Annotated in this window: 16 protein-coding genes; all 16 read left to right on the forward strand. The window is 54.5% G+C overall.

The genetic code is table 11. The annotated features are described in order from the left end of the window. The first annotated feature begins 5 nt into the window (after positions 1–5). The 16 genes from BLR44_RS06455 (at position 6) to BLR44_RS06530 (ending at position 16,873) form a co-directional block, all read left to right on the forward strand. Positions 6–1,151: a cytochrome c oxidase subunit II gene (locus BLR44_RS06455; RefSeq protein WP_089680426.1), complete on the forward strand. Its 1,146-nt coding sequence runs from the start codon at positions 6–8 to the stop codon at positions 1,149–1,151. A 39-nt stretch (positions 1,152–1,190) separates the two neighbouring features. Then, positions 1,191–3,080 (forward strand): cytochrome c oxidase subunit I, encoded by a 1,890-nt coding sequence (locus tag BLR44_RS06460; protein WP_089680428.1) that lies wholly within the window; start codon positions 1,191–1,193, stop codon positions 3,078–3,080. Continuing rightward, entirely contained in the window at positions 3,046–4,140 is a 1,095-nt protein-coding gene (locus tag BLR44_RS06465) for a COX15/CtaA family protein (protein ID WP_245705985.1), read from the forward strand. The genes BLR44_RS06460 and BLR44_RS06465 overlap by 35 nt, the downstream gene beginning before the upstream one ends. Next, positions 4,137–5,033, forward strand: a complete 897-nt coding sequence (cyoE, locus tag BLR44_RS06470; RefSeq protein ID WP_089680430.1) for a heme o synthase — start codon at positions 4,137–4,139, stop codon at positions 5,031–5,033. Before BLR44_RS06465 ends, cyoE begins: the two co-directional genes overlap by 4 nt. 4 nt (positions 5,034–5,037) lie before the next feature. Then, positions 5,038–5,637, forward strand: coding sequence for a cytochrome c oxidase subunit 3 (locus BLR44_RS06475; protein WP_089680432.1), 600 nt, complete (start codon positions 5,038–5,040; stop codon positions 5,635–5,637). A 21-nt stretch (positions 5,638–5,658) separates the two neighbouring features. Further along, complete coding sequence (locus BLR44_RS06480) at positions 5,659–6,432, forward strand: cytochrome c oxidase subunit 3 (RefSeq protein ID WP_089680434.1); 774 nt, start codon at positions 5,659–5,661, stop codon at positions 6,430–6,432. A gap of 2 nt (positions 6,433–6,434) precedes the next feature. Beyond that, positions 6,435–6,800, forward strand: a complete 366-nt coding sequence (locus BLR44_RS06485) for a cytochrome C oxidase subunit IV family protein (protein ID WP_089680436.1) — start codon at positions 6,435–6,437, stop codon at positions 6,798–6,800. 8 nt (positions 6,801–6,808) lie between these two features. Continuing rightward, the gene (locus tag BLR44_RS06490) at positions 6,809–7,432 is read left to right on the forward strand and encodes an SCO family protein (protein WP_089680438.1); all 624 of its coding nucleotides are present in this window, start codon (positions 6,809–6,811) and stop codon (positions 7,430–7,432) included. 38 nt (positions 7,433–7,470) lie between these two features. Further along, positions 7,471–8,064 (forward strand): DUF420 domain-containing protein, encoded by a 594-nt coding sequence (locus tag BLR44_RS06495; RefSeq protein ID WP_089680440.1) that lies wholly within the window; start codon positions 7,471–7,473, stop codon positions 8,062–8,064. Positions 8,065–8,069: 5 nt separating this feature from the next. Continuing rightward, positions 8,070–8,324 (forward strand): hypothetical protein, encoded by a 255-nt coding sequence (locus BLR44_RS06500; RefSeq protein WP_089680442.1) that lies wholly within the window; start codon positions 8,070–8,072, stop codon positions 8,322–8,324. 164 nt (positions 8,325–8,488) lie between these two features. Continuing rightward, complete coding sequence (locus BLR44_RS06505) at positions 8,489–12,199, forward strand: sensor histidine kinase (RefSeq protein ID WP_089680444.1); 3,711 nt, start codon at positions 8,489–8,491, stop codon at positions 12,197–12,199. A 72-nt stretch (positions 12,200–12,271) separates the two neighbouring features. Then, complete coding sequence (hisF, locus tag BLR44_RS06510) at positions 12,272–13,027, forward strand: imidazole glycerol phosphate synthase subunit HisF (RefSeq protein ID WP_089680446.1); 756 nt, start codon at positions 12,272–12,274, stop codon at positions 13,025–13,027. Next, complete coding sequence (hisIE, locus tag BLR44_RS06515) at positions 13,024–13,623, forward strand: bifunctional phosphoribosyl-AMP cyclohydrolase/phosphoribosyl-ATP diphosphatase HisIE (RefSeq protein ID WP_089680448.1); 600 nt, start codon at positions 13,024–13,026, stop codon at positions 13,621–13,623. The genes hisF and hisIE overlap by 4 nt, the downstream gene beginning before the upstream one ends. A 65-nt stretch (positions 13,624–13,688) precedes the next feature. Further along, positions 13,689–13,934, forward strand: a complete 246-nt coding sequence (locus tag BLR44_RS06520) for a hypothetical protein (RefSeq protein WP_089680450.1) — start codon at positions 13,689–13,691, stop codon at positions 13,932–13,934. Positions 13,935–14,099: 165 nt separating this feature from the next. Next, positions 14,100–16,481, forward strand: a complete 2,382-nt coding sequence (locus tag BLR44_RS06525) for a penicillin acylase family protein (protein WP_317042770.1) — start codon at positions 14,100–14,102, stop codon at positions 16,479–16,481. After that, positions 16,478–16,873: a hypothetical protein gene (locus BLR44_RS06530; RefSeq protein WP_089680454.1), complete on the forward strand. Its 396-nt coding sequence runs from the start codon at positions 16,478–16,480 to the stop codon at positions 16,871–16,873. The genes BLR44_RS06525 and BLR44_RS06530 overlap by 4 nt, the downstream gene beginning before the upstream one ends. The last annotated feature ends 44 nt before the right edge of the window (positions 16,874–16,917 follow it).

The following is a 16,917-nucleotide window of genomic DNA, read 5'->3' on the forward strand; positions in this document are numbered from 1 at the left end:
AGACAATGATTCAGGCGTTTCTCGTGATTGGGGCCATCTTGGTAGTGGCCATTTTGATACTGATCTTCCGCGTTCAGACCATGGTAGACGTGATGCGGGGATCGACCACCAAGCGGGTGGGGACCAGTAACCGCATCAATGCCATTCTTTTTCCGATTACCTTGATACTGGGCTTGGGCCTGTTCGTATGGTATTCGTTTGAGTCAGCCGACCAATTTTTGCCCGAAGCCTCTTCGATTCACGGCAAAAAAATTGACCAGATGTTCTGGCTGACGATGGGCATTCTGATTTTTGTGTTCGTACTGACCCATCTGTTGCTGTTCTACTTCCCGTACCGCTATCAGTTCAAAGAAAATCGGACCGCCCTTTTCTATCCTGATAACAACAAACTGGAGATCATCTGGACTACCATTCCGGCCATTGTGTTGGCGTTGCTGGTCTTCACCGGTTGGAAAGTATGGACGGAAGTAACCGACGAGGCTCCGGAAGATCGGGTAGAATTGGAAATTGTGGGCAAGCAGTTCAACTGGATCGTACGTTACCCCGGTAAAGACGGCAAGTTGGGAGCGCACAACTACAAAGCGATCGACGCCACGAACGAGCTCGGGCTGGACATGACCGACAAAGCGAACTTCGATGATTTCAAACCACGCGAAATTCACTTGCCCGTAGGCAAGCCCGTCTTGTTCAAGATTCGTGCGCGTGACGTGTTGCACAGTGTCTTTGCTCCGTACTTCCGTATGAAAATGGACGCCGTACCGGGAATGCCGACACGCTTCTGGTTTACGCCTACCAAAACTACGGCGCAAATGCGTGAGGAGTTGGGCGACCAGAGTTTTGAATACGAAATTGCCTGTACGGAAGTGTGTGGCCGTAACCACTTCGCCATGCGGATGTTGGTAGTAGTAGAGGAAGAGGAGGAGTATGAAAAGTGGTATGCGGAGCAGCCTTCGATGCTGGCTTCGGCTCCGGAATACTACCTGGAAAAGGTCCCCGCTAACCTCCGTCCCATTGCCGAGCTGGAAGTGCCGATCGAAAAGTTGGAAGAGCTGAAGAAAGCTGCTGCCGATAGCTCTACGGCAGGAGTAACCCCTGACGTGCCTGCGGAGGGACAAGAAGAAACTCCGGTGCGGGCGCAGGCCGCGATGTAATACGTTTGAATACAGAAGCAACAAGAAGATAAGCAGACCATGGCAAGTACTCACGCCGCTGAAGCCGCTCATGTCCATCACGAGGAAGAGCATCACGAGCACCACGATAGCTTCATCACCAAATACGTTTTTTCTACCGACCATAAAATGATTGCCAAGCAGTTCCTGATTACGGGACTGTTGTGGGCAATGATTGGTGGCGCATTCTCCGTTATTTTCCGTCTTCAGTTGGGTTTCCCCGACATGGACATGTCGTTCCTGAAGCCTATCCTGGGCGGCTGGATTGACGAATCGGGGAAATTAGACCAAGAGTTTTACTTGGCGTTGGTCACCATGCACGGTACCATCATGGTATTCTTCGTGCTGACGGCGGGGCTGAGTGGAACCTTCTCTAACTTCCTGATTCCCCTGCAAATCGGAGCACGCGATATGGCCTCCGGCTTCATGAACATGCTCTCCTACTGGTTCTTTTTTGCCGCCAGTGTGGTTATGCTGTATTCGCTGTTCATCGAAACGGGCCCTGCCGGTGGAGGTTGGGTCGTATACCCACCGCTGAGTGCGTTGCCCAAAGCCATCAGTGGTTCCGGTTTAGGGATGACCCTGTGGCTGACCAGCATGTCGTTGTTTATTGTTTCTCAGCTCTTAGGTGGGATCAACTACATCACGACAGTGATCAACCTGCGGACCAAAGGGATGACCTTTTCTCGTTTGCCGCTTACCATCTGGGCTTTCTTCTTGACAGCGGTACTAGGACTTCTGTCGTTCCCGGTGCTGTTCTCGGCCGCCCTGTTGCTGATCTTTGACCGCAGCTTCGGTACCAGCTTCTATCTGTCTGAAATTTACATTGATGGTCAAGCCCTTCCCAACGTTGGAGGTAGCCCCATTCTGTATCAGCACCTGTTCTGGTTCCTGGGCCACCCGGAGGTATACATCGTTATTATGCCAGCGTTAGGAATCTCGTCTGAGATTATCGCTACTAACTCGCGCAAGCCTATCTTCGGCTATCGGGCCATGGTCGGTTCCCTCTTGGGAATTTCGTTCTTGTCGTTCATCGTGTGGGCGCACCACATGTTTGTGACGGGTATGAATCCATTCCTGGGCTCAATCTTCATGTTCCTGACATTGATTATCGCAGTACCGTCAGCGGTAAAAGCCTTTAACTACATCACAACGCTGTGGCGCGGGAACATCATTTTTACGCCGGCCATGCTCTTCTCGATCGGTCTGGTGTCGCTCTTTATCGGTGGCGGATTGACCGGGATTGTCTTGGGGAATGCGGCGGCTGACATTCAGTTGCACGACACGTACTTTGTTGTAGCGCACTTCCACCTGGTGATGGGGGCTTCTGCCTTCTTCGGCATGATGGCGGGTGTCTACCACTGGTTCCCGAAAATGTTCGGCCGTATGATGAACGAGAAACTGGGCTACATTCACTTCTGGTTTACCTTCATCGGGGTGTACATGGTATTTTTCCCCATGCACTACATCGGCATTGCCGGTTTCCCCCGCCGTTATTATTCCTTCACTTCATTTGACTTTACGGACAAGTTTACCGACCTGAACATGTTCATCACCGTGGCCGCTGCCCTGACGTTCTCGGCACAATTCATCTTCGCCCTGAACTTCTTCTACAGCATCTTCCGCGGACGGAAAGCTCCGTTGAACCCGTGGCGTTCGAATACACTGGAGTGGACCACACCCCGCGAGCCTGGACACGGCAACTGGCCTGGTGAGATTCCTCGCGTGTACCGCTGGCCGTACGACTATTCTAAACCAGGCGCAAAGGAGGATTTCATTCCTCAGAATGTACCTTACTCGATGACGCCGGAGTCCAACTTACCACACGAAAACGTAGAACCTGGGCGGGAAAATGTAGATGCGGATCTGCAGGTTCATGAGAGAGGAAATAGCGAAAACGAAGAAGTATAGCCTTTTTGGTCGGCTGGGCATTACCACAATCATTGCCGTTTACCTGTTGATTCTGGTCGGCAGTATTGTACGAAGCACCGGCGCTGGAATGGGATGCCCGGATTGGCCCAAATGCTTTGGGAGTTGGGTACCCCCGACGCAAGCAGCGCAGTTACCTGACGACTACAAAGAGGTGTATGCGGCAAAACGCCAGCAGAAAAATCTCCGCATGGCTTCGCTGCTGGACCGCTTGGGCTATACGCAGTTGAGTTACGCCGTAGCGCATGACCCGGCCATTTACGAAGAAGCGGCTTTCAATCCGGTAAAAACCTGGATTGAATACGTCAACCGGCTCGTCGGGGTGGTGATCGGATTTCTGATTTTCGCGACGTTTCTGGCTTCCTGGCGCTATCGAAAGACCCATCCTAAAGTGACCTTGTTAGCTGCGTGTGCCGTGCTGATGGTAGGCTTTGAAGGGTGGTTGGGATCACTGGTTGTGTCTACAAACCTGTTGCCTCTGTTAATCACGTTACACATGCTGGTGGCTATTGCGCTGGTGGGCGTGCTGATTTACCTAGTGGCGTGGGCACAGCAAAAAAAGCTGGTGATGCCCACCGCGGTGAACCTTTCGGGACTGGAGGGCATTGTGTGGCTAACCGTTGCTTTGTCGCTTGCACAGATTCTGTTAGGGACGCAGGTGCGGGAGAGCATTGACGTGATTGCCAAGATGCTGGGAGAAGAACAGAGAGGGCAGTGGGTAAACCAATTGGGGACTACCTTTTATGTGCACCGTTCTTTCTCTATCGCCTTACTGGCGATTAATGGTTGGTTAGCGTACAAAGTCGTGCGCTTGGGCAAGCAGGCAGGTCTCCTCAGAACGGCGGTTTTAGGACTAGGATTGTGCATCGGTCTGGAAATAGGGTTAGGCATCGTCTTATATTATTTGGGCATGCCTGCATTCGCGCAACCCTTCCACCTGTTATTGGCTACGCTTATGATTGGCGTACAGCTTTTTATGATTACAGTAATAAGAATACAACAACGCATCATAGTATCTAAGCCCCTTACAGTTCATTCATGATTGCAGAGAAAGCGCGGGTAAGCGTTCTTGTTGGGTTAGCAGCCAAAACAAAAGATTATGTGCAGCTGCTGAAGTTACGGCTCTCCTTGGTGGTGGTGTTTTCCGCGGGTATTACGTACCTGATGGCGCAGCAAGGAACGTGGGATCTGGCACAGTTTGTCCTGTTCTGCTTGGGAGGTCTTTTGGTGACAGGAGCTGCCAACATCATCAATCAGGTGTGGGAACGCGACTTGGATAAGCTGATGCGGCGCACGATGGATCGGCCGCTGCCAACCGGACGGCTAACACCTGCCGAGGCAATCACTTTCGGGAGTGTTATTGGCGTGGTCGGCCTACTGTTGCTTTCTTTCAACGGAGGCATATTGGCAGCGTTGCTTAGTTTCCTCTCAATGCTTCTCTATGGGTTTGTGTATACGCCCATGAAGGTGCGTAGCCCGTTAGCCGTATTGGTCGGAGCTCTTCCCGGGGCCATGCCTCCGTTGATCGGTTGGGCCGCCGCTACGGGTACTTTAGGACTAGAGGCGCTTATCTTATTTGGTATTCAGTTCGTCTGGCAGTTTCCTCACTTCTGGGCCATTGCCTGGGTTGCTGACGAAGACTACCGTCGTGCCGGGTTCAAACTGTTGCCCAGTGGGGGAGGACGTGACCTGAACACCGCTTTCCAAATCATGATTTACACGTTGCTGCTGTTACCGCTAGGCCTGATGCCCGCTTTGCTGGGGATTACCGGCTTGCGGTCGGCAATTATTGCTACCATTTGCGGCACGTTGTTTCTAATTCAGACTTTTCAACTAATGCGCGACGGTTCTCGTAAATCGGCTTTGCGTATCATGTTCGGTTCTTTTTTGTATCTGCCTATCGTGCAGATCGCATATTTGTGGGATAAAGTGTAGAGAGATGTTGAAAGACATGCAGTTAGTCAATCCGGGAATGCAGGCAGAGGAGCCACGGCCAACCCTCTCCATGCATCCTAAGAAGTTTCTCCTGTGGCTGTTTATCGTCAGCATTGTGATGCTGTTCGCGTCCATGACCAGCGCTTACATTGTGCGGCAGGGCGAAGGCGATTGGCTGGAATTCGAACTTCCTACGCTGTTCTGGATCAATACCGGCGTGTTGCTGCTCAGCAGCGCGACCATGCACTGGGCCTACGTATCCGCCCGAAAAGATAACCTGGATACCCTGAAAATAGCGGTTGCGCTAACGACCGTATTGGGGGGGAGCTTTTTGGTTGGTCAGTTGCTCGGCTGGGATGATCTGGTCAACATGGGCGTTTACTTCGTCGGGAATCCTTCAGGATCGTTCCTGTACATCCTGACCGGCCTCCACGGCTTTCACTTGATCACAGGCGTAATATTTCTAGCCGTTGTCTTTATACAGACCTTTCGGAACCGAATTCACGCACGCCAAATGACCACGATGGAGATGTGTGCCACGTACTGGCACTTCCTGGATGGACTTTGGTTGTATTTATTTCTATTTTTACAGCTCACTCGATAACAGAGAATCTTTAACACACGCATGGCAACAGCACCAACCGCAAGTCACGCAGCCACTCCTGCTACCCTGCAGGAGCCAACCACAAACCTTTGGGGAGGCGGTGTCTCGCCCTTAAAAGCCAGCTACGGAAAGCTGATGATGTGGTTCTTCCTGCTTTCCGACGCATTTACCTTTTCAGCACTTCTGGTTACCTACGGCCTGATTCGCTACAGTCACCCCGCCTATCAAGGCACCGTGGATGACTTTACCACTTCGCAGACCTACTGGCCCATTCCTGAAAAAATATTCGAGGCCGTTCCGTTTTTGCACGGTGTGCCTTTGCCGCTGGTGTTTGTGGGGATCATGACGTTTATCCTGATCATGAGTAGCGTCACCATGGTATTGGCAGTAGAAGCTGGTCACCGCATGGATCAGAAGAACGTGCAGAAGTGGATGCTTTGGACGATCCTCGGCGGCATGACGTTCCTGGGATGTCAGGCTTGGGAATGGACGCACATGATTCATGGTACTGACGAGGGCATTCGTTTGGCCGACGGTTCCATCTTCCACGGTGCGAATCTGGTGATGAACGAATACGGACCGCCGTTGTTTGCCGATTTGTTCTTCTTCATTACCGGTTTCCACGGCTTGCACGTAACCAGTGGTGTAGTCTTGAACATCCTTATTTTCTATAACGCAGCGGTGGGTGTATACGAACGCCGTGGCCATTACGAAATGGTAGAGAAAGTGGGGCTGTACTGGCACTTTGTTGACCTGGTTTGGGTATTCGTCTTTACCTTCTTCTACTTAATTTGATCATGGCAGAACATAGCAATATCACTACCCACGGTGCCGTGCCTCACGGGGGCGGACAAGTCAGTGCTGAACAGGCGGCTGATCACGGTGCCTCGCAGCGCAAAATTATCTGGCGGACCTTCTGGATTCTGCTGGGGATCACTTCCGTCGAATTTCTTCTGGCATTCACCATGAAGCGCGGTGTGTTTCTGACCGGCATCTTCGTTCTACTCACGCTGGTCAAAGCCTTCTACATCGTGGGAGAATTCATGCACCTGAAGCATGAAGTAAAAAGTCTGATCTGGTCGATCGTAATGCCCGTGGTCTTCATCATGTGGCTGATCTTGGCCCTGCTCATTGAGGGCGGCTCGATCTTGCAAGTGCGGTAAGCCCTTTCATGAAACGCTTTAAACAAGCCGGCATACTGGTAGCATTACTGGTACTGCCGGTTTTTCTGTATCTGCTCCTGGTCGGTTTCGGAAAGAATCGCTACGATCTTCCCGTCATCACGACGTTTACCGATAGCCTGAGAACAGACACGATCCACATCGAAAAAGCGCCGGCCTTCTCGTTGCCGCAACTCGACGGCACCATCCTGGAGGGGAGTGCCCTGGACGGGCACGTTTACATTGCCCACTTCGTGTCTGTGCCCTGCCAGGGAAGTTGTGAGAAGGTGATGACGGAGCTGAAACGGGTGCAGGAATTTTTCAGAGATCAACCCGAGGTCGTGATCCTAACCCACGCGGCCGGGCAAGCCCGCGAGGCCGTTGCGTTGCAACAAACTTACGCGGCCGTGCCGCCGCAGTGGAAAATCGTAACCGGATCGCCCGCCATGCTCCAGCAGCTGGCCCGGCAAGGCTACGGATTGGTGTCTGATCCGGACCGCGATACCACCCTGGTGCTGCTCGACGGCACGCGGCGCATCCGCGGACTCTATTTAGGCACCGATCCTAAAGAGGTAGATCGTCTGCTGGTAGAAGCCGAAATCTTGGTACAACAAAAATCGGAACCGAACATTTGAGCAACGAACGTTGTTGCCTTAACACATAGACCAGAAGTATGAGTGACCTGACCCAGGTAAAGCAGCCGGACAACCGAGTATTGATTTTAATCGGTGTATTGTCAGTCGCCATTCCAGTGGTGGTGGCTTTCTTGCTATTTGTGCCACAAACGGGCAAAATGGGCGACTTTGATGTGTCGTTTCTGCCCCATCTGAATGCCGTCCTTAATTCGGCTACGGCCCTTTTGCTGATCGCGGGTTATCTGTTCATACGAAAACATCGTATCCGGCAGCACCAGACCATGATGATCTCTGCGTTTGTGTTGTCCAGCCTGTTTCTGGTGTCGTATGTCGTCTACCATTTTCAGGCACCCTCCACGCACTTTGGCGATACCAATGCCGATGGCGTGGTCGATGCCGTAGAAGCGGCGGCGGTAGGCGGAGTGCGGTACGCGTACCTGATCTTGCTCCTGACGCACATCGTGCTGGCAGCCGTAATCGTACCCTTTGTCTTGCTTTCTATTTATTTCGGGTGGACCGACCAACGTCAGCGGCACCGCAAAGTTTCTCGCTGGACGTTCCCAATGTGGCTATATGTAGCCGTAACCGGCGTCATTGTTTACCTGATGATTAGTCCTTATTACCCTGCATAATTGTTATGAAGCGCTATATTTCTTTGTCGGTAGTCAGTCTGTTCCTCCTGTTGACCAGCACCTTCGCCAACGCGCAATGCGCCATGTGTGTGGCCACAGTCGAGAGCAACGTAAGCTCGGGCGATAGTCTGGTGGGGGCTGGTCTGAATGCGGGTATTCTCTACCTGATGGGCGTCCCTTACCTCATTTTCGCCGTGATTGGTTACTCATGGTACCGCAGCAGCCGTCGTGACGCAAAACGTAAAGTCCGCTGGACCTGAGTCCTGGCGTGTAGACATAGACCTTACGAACCGGGGAGTTTTCTCTTCGGTTTTTTTGTATCTGTCCGAATTCAGGTAGAGTTTTTGCTTAGAAACCCGAAAAGGAGTGCGATGCTGTGTGTGCATCTCTTATCTTCCCGTCGTGCTGAGTAATCGGAGTAGTTATGAAACGTGAAAAGGTTTGGCTGTGGATTGCTGTGGTGCTGGGCGGCATCGGAGGGATTTGGCAATTCCTGGTGGCGAACCAGCCGGCCGTACACGAACAGCATCAGTACGTGAATCAGGTAACCCAGCGTCTTCACGACGAACTGGCCAAAGTGTATGCCCGGGCCGACGTTATCGAAAGCAAGCTCACCAACACCGAGTCGGAATTATTTTCCAGCCTGTATCCCCAATCGCCCTATCCTTACTTTGTGTACCAGCGGGGGCAGGTGATCTACTGGTCCGACAACCTGTTTGTCCCTGATTTCGAAGACGTATGGGGCATGAGTTCACACGAGTACCTGCCCCTCGCGACCGGGTGGTTTGTCGTCTACCGCCGGGCGCTCTCGCACGATCGACTGTTGGTGTTTCTGATTCCTACGATCAAAAGTTACCAGATTACCAACGCTTACCTGAAGGAAGGGCTGAACACCGACATTTTTCCTTCTTCCAAATTTCGGTTCGCTCTGCAGCCGGGGCCTTTTTCCATCCAGGCACCTAACGGTGATTTTCTGTTTTCGCTCGTGTTGCCTGCCAACCTCCGCACGTCGAGTTTTTGGGAGCAGACGCCCCCCATCCTGTGTTTTCTGATGGCGATGGTGGCGTTCTCGGTCGTGGTGTTTCAGCTGCTTAACAAATGGCGCCGTCGGGGCTACGTGCTGGGCAGCATGCTGGCGTTGATTGCCTACGTGGTGGGCTTGCGCCTGCTGATGCTGGCACTCCATTTTCCGTACGCGCGGGTTTCGTGGAATCTGTACGATCCCCGCTATTTTGCGTCATCGTGGTTCGCTCCGTCGCTGGGCGATCTGTTCACCAATGTGCTGCTGGCTTTTTTGCTGATGCTCTACGTGCTGCGTTACCTGCCGCAGGTGCGTGCCGTGCGTGCGTTGGAAAAAGCGCCCCTGACCCGACGTCAGTTGGCAAGCGGACTGGTGTTGTGCCTGAGTTTTCTGACCCTCTGGGGATTTTTCCTGATGCTGAAGGCGCTATTCTTCAACTCCCAGGGTGACTTCGATATCAATGCAAGCCTGGAATTCTCAGGCATGAAACTCGTAACGCTGAGCATTGTCGTCTTGCTTTCCCAGCTGTTCTTCGGGATCGTCCACCTGTGGGGAGCGCTGTTTTTACGCTGGATGCCCGACCCTCGGGAAGCGATGCCAGTGGCCGGCGTGGTCGGATTTATTTTCTTTGTGGCTTCGCTGGTGCCGAGAGGGCTGCCACTGACGGTCCTTTTGTTAGGCAGCGCCTATTTCCTTCTGCTCTACCTGTGGCGCCTACCACGATACCTGCGGCGGTTTGGCTACAAATCCTACCTCTACTTTTTTTCCTGCGCGATTGTGTGTGCCGGCATTGAAGCGTTGGCGGTCTACCAGCATCAGCAGCAGGCCACTTTGCAAACCAAGCAGCGCCTGGCGACTCAGCTTCTGATGGACAACGATCCGTGGGCAGAGCATCTGCTGTACGAAGCCATGCAGAAAATCTCGGCCGACGATTTTATCAAGATCCGTTTTCTTAACATGCTTGGCTCCAAAGAGCTGATCGAGCAGAAGATTCGGCGCAGTTACCTCAACACGTACTTCGACAAATACGACGTCCAGGTGGCGGTATTCAATGCCAATGGCGAGATCCTGAGCGACATCGGCGAAGACATCAGTTACGAACGCCTGCGGCGGATTTACGATAAACCTGAGAACCGCACGGAGTACAAAAATATCTTCCTGAACAACGAATACGAACGCAATCGGGCGCGCCGCTACCTCACGTTCATCCCGATACGTACCCGGGGGTTGACGTTGGGCTACATCGTGATTGAACTGCGCAGCAAACGCATCATTCCCAATACTGTCTATCCGGAGTTGCTGGTCGACAAGCAGTTTTCTCAGCCGCCCCGCAACTACAGTTACGCCATTTATGTACAGGATCGGCTTCAGTACAGCTACGGCGATTTCAACTACGACAACAATTTTCCCGATCCGCTTTCCGAAAACCCCAAGCTGTTCGAAGAAGGCATCTCGGCTTTCGGCGAGCATCACCTGGCGGTTTGCGGCGACGCCCGCCGGTACGTAGTCATCTCCACACCGGAATACCCGCTGCGCAGTATCTTCTCGAATTTCTCTTTTGTGTTTCTGGTCCTGACCATTTGCATTTTAGCGGGCCTGCTTTTCTTTGCGCTGGTGCGGCACCTGGTCCACAACGATCCGCTGACCCAGCGCCTCACGTTTGCCAACAAAATCCAGATCTACCTCAATCTGGCGTTTCTGATTCCGCTCCTGACCAGTAGTGTCGTCATTCTGAGTGTGGTGAGTGATGGACTTCAACAGGATTTGCAACACGCCTACATGCGCCAGGCCGACGTTACGGGCAGTAACGTAATCAACGCCCTGGAACAGTACCAAACCGGTGTGATCGGTGCGGAAGCGCTGGGTTCACTGCTACTCGACATCGCGCGCAACACCGAAACGGATCTGAACCTGTTCGATACCGACGGACGGTTGATTGTCTCGACCCAGCCGATGATCTACGAAAAAAATCTGCTGGCACGTTACCTCAGCCCGCAGGCGATGGCGACCGTAGTGGAGCACAATCAGAATTACGTCGTATTGCAGGAGCAGGTCGGCACACTGAACTACAGCTCGGTCTACCGAGGCATGCGCTCGTACGAAACCGGCCAGTTGCTGGGGGTGCTGAGTATTCCCTTCTTTGAGTCGAAGGCCGAACTGGACCGACAAATTATCGACCTGGTGGGCATGATGCTGAACATCTTTACGGCCATTTTCCTGGCTCTGCTGGTGCTCTCGTATTTTGCCTCGCAGCTCCTGACCGAACCCCTCAGCCTGATTACCCGGAAGCTGCAACGGACCACGCTGGACCGCAACGAGCCGCTCGAATGGCACACGCGCGACGAAATCGGACTGTTGGTGGATGAATACAACCGCATGATTGTGAAGCTGGAAGAAAGCCGGGAAGCGCTTTCGAGGAGCGAGAAAGAGTCGGCTTGGCGCGAAATGGCGCGGCAGGTAGCCCACGAGATCAAAAATCCACTGACGCCCATGAAACTCACCCTCCAGTACCTGGACCGGGCGTTAGGCGACCGGGAGGCCGAAGAACTACGGCAGATGTCGAAGAAAGCCGTCAATACGCTGTTGGCGCAGGTCGATACCCTGAACGACATCGCCACGTCGTTCTCAGCCTTTGCCAAAATGCCCGTTCCCAAGACCGAAATGTTCGAATTGAAAGCGGTGGTGCAGAAAACGGTCGACTTGTACGAAAACGAAGCTTCCGGCCAGGTGCACGTCGATTTACCCGAACAGGCCTGTTGGGTCATAGGTGACGAGCAACTGATGGGGCGGACGCTGACCAATCTGATCCTGAATGCCCTGCAGTCGGTGCCGCAGGAGCGCAAGCCCGAAGTGTGGGTTCGGCTTCGTTGCCGGAAACAACGTGTGATCATCGAAGTGGCCGACAACGGTACCGGCATTCCGGACGCCATTCAGGAAAAAGTCTTTATTCCCAACTTCAGTACAAAATATGCGGGGTCCGGCATCGGACTGGCTGTGGCCAAACGTGGCGTCGAGCACGCCGGAGGGCGCATCTGGTTCGAGACGGAGCAGAACGTGGGCACTCGTTTCTACATTGAGTTGCCGCTGGTGCAACCTTCCGAAAACGGGCACTGATCCGCGCCCATGCACGAACTTTTTGGGCGTTAACTGCGGCAACCCGTATCTTTGGCTTTTCCCCGCTGGCTTATGCTGACTAAACGCATCATCCCCTGCCTGGATGTAAAAGATGGTAAGACTGTAAAGGGCGTCAATTTTGTTAACCTGCGTGATGCGGGCGACCCGGTCGAACTGGGCGCGCGCTATGCGGAAGAAGGCGCCGACGAATTGGTGTTTCTCGACATCACCGCGACGGTTGAAAAGCGACGTACCCTGGTAGAGCTGGTGCGTCGGGTGGCCAAAGAAATCAACATTCCTTTCACCGTAGGCGGGGGCATCAGCACCGTCGAAGACGTATCCGCCCTGTTGCACGCCGGTGCCGATAAAGTCTCGATCAACTCATCGGCCGTGCGCCGCCCCGAGTTGATCAACGAGCTGGCGCAAGAGTTTGGCTCTCAGTGTGTCGTCGTGGCCATCGACACCCGCTATGTCGACGGAGAGCACATCGTGCATACCCACGGCGGCCGGACGCCCACCGAAAAGCGGACCATTCCCTGGGCACAAGAAGTAGAAGAACGGGGCGCCGGCGAAATTCTGCTCACGTCGATGGATACCGACGGCACCAAGGCCGGATTTGCGCTGGAACTGACGCAGGAGATTTCCCGGCGGTTGCAGATTCCCGTCATTGCGTCGGGCGGGGCCGGTACGATGGAACATTTCAAAGAGGTTTTTCAGGACGGCTGCGCCGATGCCGCACTGGCCGCGAGTATTTTTCACTTCAAAGAAATTGAAATCCCAGGCCTCAAGGAGTACCTTCGCCGAGAAAACATTGCAGTACGCTTGTGAATATCGATTTTAGTAAAGGAGACGGACTGGTCCCCGCCGTTGTGCAAGATGCCACCACGCACCGGGTGCTGATGTTGGGTTATATGAACCAGGCCGCTCTGGACCAGACGCAGGCAGAAGGGAAGGTGACGTTCTGGAGCCGTTCCAAACAGCGCCTCTGGACCAAAGGCGAAACATCCGGCAACTTTTTGCAGGTGCGCGACATACGCGCCGATTGCGATGGCGATACCCTCCTGATCAAGGCCGATCCGGTCGGTCCGGTCTGCCATACCGGGGCCGACACCTGTTTTGACGAAACCAACCAGAGCACCGGCACGGCTTTTCTGGATTACCTCAAGCAGGTGATCCGCGACCGAAAACACAACCCGAACGAAAAGTCCTACACCCGTTCGCTGTTTCAGAAGGGCATCAACAAAGTAGCTCAGAAAGTGGGCGAAGAGGCGGTCGAGCTGGTGATTGAAGCAAAGGACCAGAACGACGATTTGTTCAAAGGCGAGGCGGCCGACCTGCTATTTCACTTTTTGGTCTTGCTGGAAGCAAAAGAGATAGATTTAAACGAAGTTTTGGCCGTGTTGGAGGCCCGACATCGTCGATAAATAGGTTGTTCTTCTAGGCAGAGTGGGAGGTAAGTAGTACTTTCAGGCAAAGAACCTACTGCTTTATGAAGAAAAACTACTTTCAGCGTTGGCTGCTGTTTGGCCTGACGGGACTGTTGTTGGTCGGCATTGGGCTCGGGCTGTTGGTAGAAGCCATCCACTTGCGCATGAATCAGGCCGCGTTTGCGCAATGGGCGGGCGTGGGGCTGACCAGTCTGTCGGCAGTGGTGCTGGGGCTGACTGCGTTGGGCGAAAGCGTGGTGAACCGCGTGTTTTATAAACTCCGAAACCGGCAACGCAGTGCATCGTAAATCACATTGTTTAAGCGACCCTGGATGGGAAGTGCCCGGTGAAGCGGCCTTTGCTTCCGCTGCTCCACAGGGGCGTACACAAATCGCTGCGACTACATGAAGCTATTCAGGTTTATCCTCGTCATGCTTCTCACCTTTATGGTGGCCTTTGTACTGAGTACTCGGATGAGCTCAGTTCCGCCTCTGGGCTATTTCCTGAATCCCTTTGCGGGTTTCTGGCAGAACGCCGAAACCGTAGCTTCGGCCACCGCCCCGCACACCCTGAACCTGCCCACCCTGCACGACAGCGTCACCATCGTCTACGACCGCTACCAGGTGCCGCACATTTTTGCCCGGAACGATCACGATCTGTACGTAGCCCAGGGGTATGTCACGGCCCGCGACCGGCTCTGGCAGATGGATTTTCAAACGCGGGCGGCCGGCGGCCGCCTGTCGGAGGTGTTGGGCGAACTGACCCTGGAATACGACCGGTTTCAACGAAAAGTCGGGATGGTCTACGGCGCAGAACGATTCCTGGAAGCCACCCTGGCCGACTCGCTCGGCAGACAAGTCATCGAAGCTTATACCGAGGGGGTCAACGCCTGGATCAGCCAACTGACTCCCATGAACTACCCGATCGAGTTTAAACTCCTGGATTATAAACCCGAACCGTGGGAGCCGCTCAAAACGGCGTTGATGCTCAAGCTGATGACGGCCAACCTGACCATGGGTACGGACGATCTGTTCATGACGCGTATCCTGCAGCAGTACGGGAAAGCCACGGTCGACTCGCTGTTTCCTGCGTACCCTTACTTTTCTGACCCGATCATCCCTCCGCATACACCCTGGAATTTCCGGCCCGTCCCGATTCCGGCAGCCCCGACTCAGGTTGCTGCGCTGGGCGCCACGTACCAGTTTCCACACCGACCCGACCCCGACAACGGAAGTAACAACTGGGCCATCAGCGGCGAACGCTCGGCCACGGGCTATCCTATTCTGGCCAACGACCCGCACCTGGGGTTGAGCTTGCCTTCGTTGTGGTACCAGGTGCAACTGCATGCGCCGGGTGTCAACGTGTGTGGGGCGTCACTGCCCGGCACGCCCGGCGTCATTATCGGCTTCAACGACGCCATCGCCTGGGGTGTGACCAACGTGGATGCAGACGTGCTGGACTTTTATAAAATCGATTTCCGGGATGACGACCGCCTCGAATACCGCTACCTCGACGAAACGACGGCGCAGGAATGGCACCCGGTCACGTTGCGCGAAGAGCGGATCAAGGTCAGAAACTACGGCATCATCCGCGATACGGTACGGTACACGCACCATGGTCCTCTGCTGTACAACGACCCGGCAGAGCCCAGCTTCAACCCGCGGTTTCCGGCCGGGCTGGCCATGCGCTGGATTGCCCACGAGCCGAGTACCGAGCTGACCACTTTCTATAAACTGAACCGGGCGCAGGATTACCAGGCCTTTACCGAAGCGCTTTCATACTACATGGCGCCGGCGCAGAATTTTGTGTATGCCGACCGTGATAACAACATCGCCCTCTGGGTGAACGGCCGCTTTCCGCTGAAGTGGAAAGAACAGGGGAAATTCATCTTAGAAGGAAGTGACCCTAAAAACGACTGGCAAGGCTGGATTCCCCATGCGCATAATCCGCACGTAAAGAATCCGCCCCGCGGGTTTGTCAGTTCCGGCAACCAACGCTCCACAGATCGGACTTACCCTTATTACCTTACGTGGGAACAAGCCCCTTACGGGCGCGGCGCGCGGATCAACGAAGTGTTGCGGCAAATGCATCACGCCACCGCCGATAGTCTGCGTGCGCTGCAAAACGACAACCTCTACTGGCATGCCCGGCAGGCCCTTCCTCGGATGTTGCAGGGCGTCCGGGCACAGCAGCTTACCGAACCGCAGCAACAGGTCTACGCGCAGATGCGCCGGTGGAACTACGAGTACGGTCCCGGGCAACGCGAACCCGCCGTGTTCGAGGCGTGGTGGGAGGCTTTTACCGAAGCGACCTGGCACGACGAACTGGGCGATACGCTGATGCGCTATCCCATGCAGACGACGACGCTCTTCCTGATGGACAGCCTTCCCAAAGCTTCCTGGTTTGATGACCGGACCACCCCCGAACGCGAAACGTTGGATGAAATACTCCACCAGACGTTTGTGGCCAGCGTTGATACGTTACGGTCTGACCTCGGACCCTGGGACGACGATTGGCAGTGGGCGACCGTGAAGGGTACGACGATCCGCCATCTGATGCCGCCGCTGACCAGTTTCGGACGGAAGGACATCCGGATTGGCGGCGGGGCAGGCATCGTGAACGCCACGAAGAAAACCCACGGGCCTTCCTGGCGGATGATTGTGGAGTTGGGGCCGCAGGTAAAAGCCTGGGGCGTGTATCCGGGAGGGCAATCGGGCAATCCGGGCAGCCCCTTTTACGAAAACATGATCGACACGTGGCGCGACGGGCATCTCAACGAACTGATCTTTTTGCCCTCGCCGGAAGCGGCACCCGCCGATGCTTCGGTTTGGCAACTTAACCGCAACTCACCATGACGCATCCTCGCGCCATCCCTTTCGCGACGTTTGGCCTGACGTTCGTCGGCAGCGCCGTATTGCTGATGATGACCTACCACTGGTGGATCCTCGTGGTTGTGGCGTTCGTGGCAGGGCTGTGGTTGGGCCGGACCGCCTGGAGCACGTTCTGGCAAGCCTTCTGGGCCGTTGCATTGCTTTGGGGAAGCTATGTATGCTACCTGCACCTCCGTACCGAGGGCATTCTGACCGGGCGCATCGCTGCCCTGTTTTCCCTGCCGATCCCCGAACTGATGATCGCCGTGGCGGCCGTCGTTGGGGGAGTGGCCGCGGGGCTGGGCGCGCTAAGCGGCTACTACCTGCGGATGACCTTCACCAACAAGCGCCCCCCGTCCGTATATCAGCCTACCTAATAAAAAGTCGTGGCCCTCGCGAAGAGCGCCACGACTTTCATATC

The sequence above is a fragment of the Catalinimonas alkaloidigena genome, from assembly GCF_900100765.1.
Taxonomy (GTDB): domain Bacteria; phylum Bacteroidota; class Bacteroidia; order Cytophagales; family Flexibacteraceae; genus Mooreia; species Mooreia alkaloidigena.

What these genes read in the sequence shown, in the direction of transcription:
- BLR44_RS06455 (WP_089680426.1), top strand. Translation starts at nt 6, where the DNA reads ATGATTCAGGCGTTTCTCGTGATTGGGGCCATCTTGGTAGTGGCCATT.
- BLR44_RS06460 (WP_089680428.1), top strand. Translation starts at nt 1,191, where the DNA reads ATGGCAAGTACTCACGCCGCTGAAGCCGCTCATGTCCATCACGAGGAA.
- BLR44_RS06465 (WP_245705985.1), top strand. Translation starts at nt 3,046, where the DNA reads ATGAGAGAGGAAATAGCGAAAACGAAGAAGTATAGCCTTTTTGGTCGG.
- cyoE (WP_089680430.1), top strand. Translation starts at nt 4,137, where the DNA reads ATGATTGCAGAGAAAGCGCGGGTAAGCGTTCTTGTTGGGTTAGCAGCC.
- BLR44_RS06475 (WP_089680432.1), top strand. Translation starts at nt 5,038, where the DNA reads ATGTTGAAAGACATGCAGTTAGTCAATCCGGGAATGCAGGCAGAGGAG.
- BLR44_RS06480 (WP_089680434.1), top strand. Translation starts at nt 5,659, where the DNA reads ATGGCAACAGCACCAACCGCAAGTCACGCAGCCACTCCTGCTACCCTG.
- BLR44_RS06485 (WP_089680436.1), top strand. Translation starts at nt 6,435, where the DNA reads ATGGCAGAACATAGCAATATCACTACCCACGGTGCCGTGCCTCACGGG.
- BLR44_RS06490 (WP_089680438.1), top strand. Translation starts at nt 6,809, where the DNA reads ATGAAACGCTTTAAACAAGCCGGCATACTGGTAGCATTACTGGTACTG.
- BLR44_RS06495 (WP_089680440.1), top strand. Translation starts at nt 7,471, where the DNA reads ATGAGTGACCTGACCCAGGTAAAGCAGCCGGACAACCGAGTATTGATT.
- BLR44_RS06500 (WP_089680442.1), top strand. Translation starts at nt 8,070, where the DNA reads ATGAAGCGCTATATTTCTTTGTCGGTAGTCAGTCTGTTCCTCCTGTTG.
- BLR44_RS06505 (WP_089680444.1), top strand. Translation starts at nt 8,489, where the DNA reads ATGAAACGTGAAAAGGTTTGGCTGTGGATTGCTGTGGTGCTGGGCGGC.
- hisF (WP_089680446.1), top strand. Translation starts at nt 12,272, where the DNA reads ATGCTGACTAAACGCATCATCCCCTGCCTGGATGTAAAAGATGGTAAG.
- BLR44_RS06520 (WP_089680450.1), top strand. Translation starts at nt 13,689, where the DNA reads ATGAAGAAAAACTACTTTCAGCGTTGGCTGCTGTTTGGCCTGACGGGA.
- BLR44_RS06525 (WP_317042770.1), top strand. Translation starts at nt 14,100, where the DNA reads ATGAGCTCAGTTCCGCCTCTGGGCTATTTCCTGAATCCCTTTGCGGGT.
- BLR44_RS06530 (WP_089680454.1), top strand. Translation starts at nt 16,478, where the DNA reads ATGACGCATCCTCGCGCCATCCCTTTCGCGACGTTTGGCCTGACGTTC.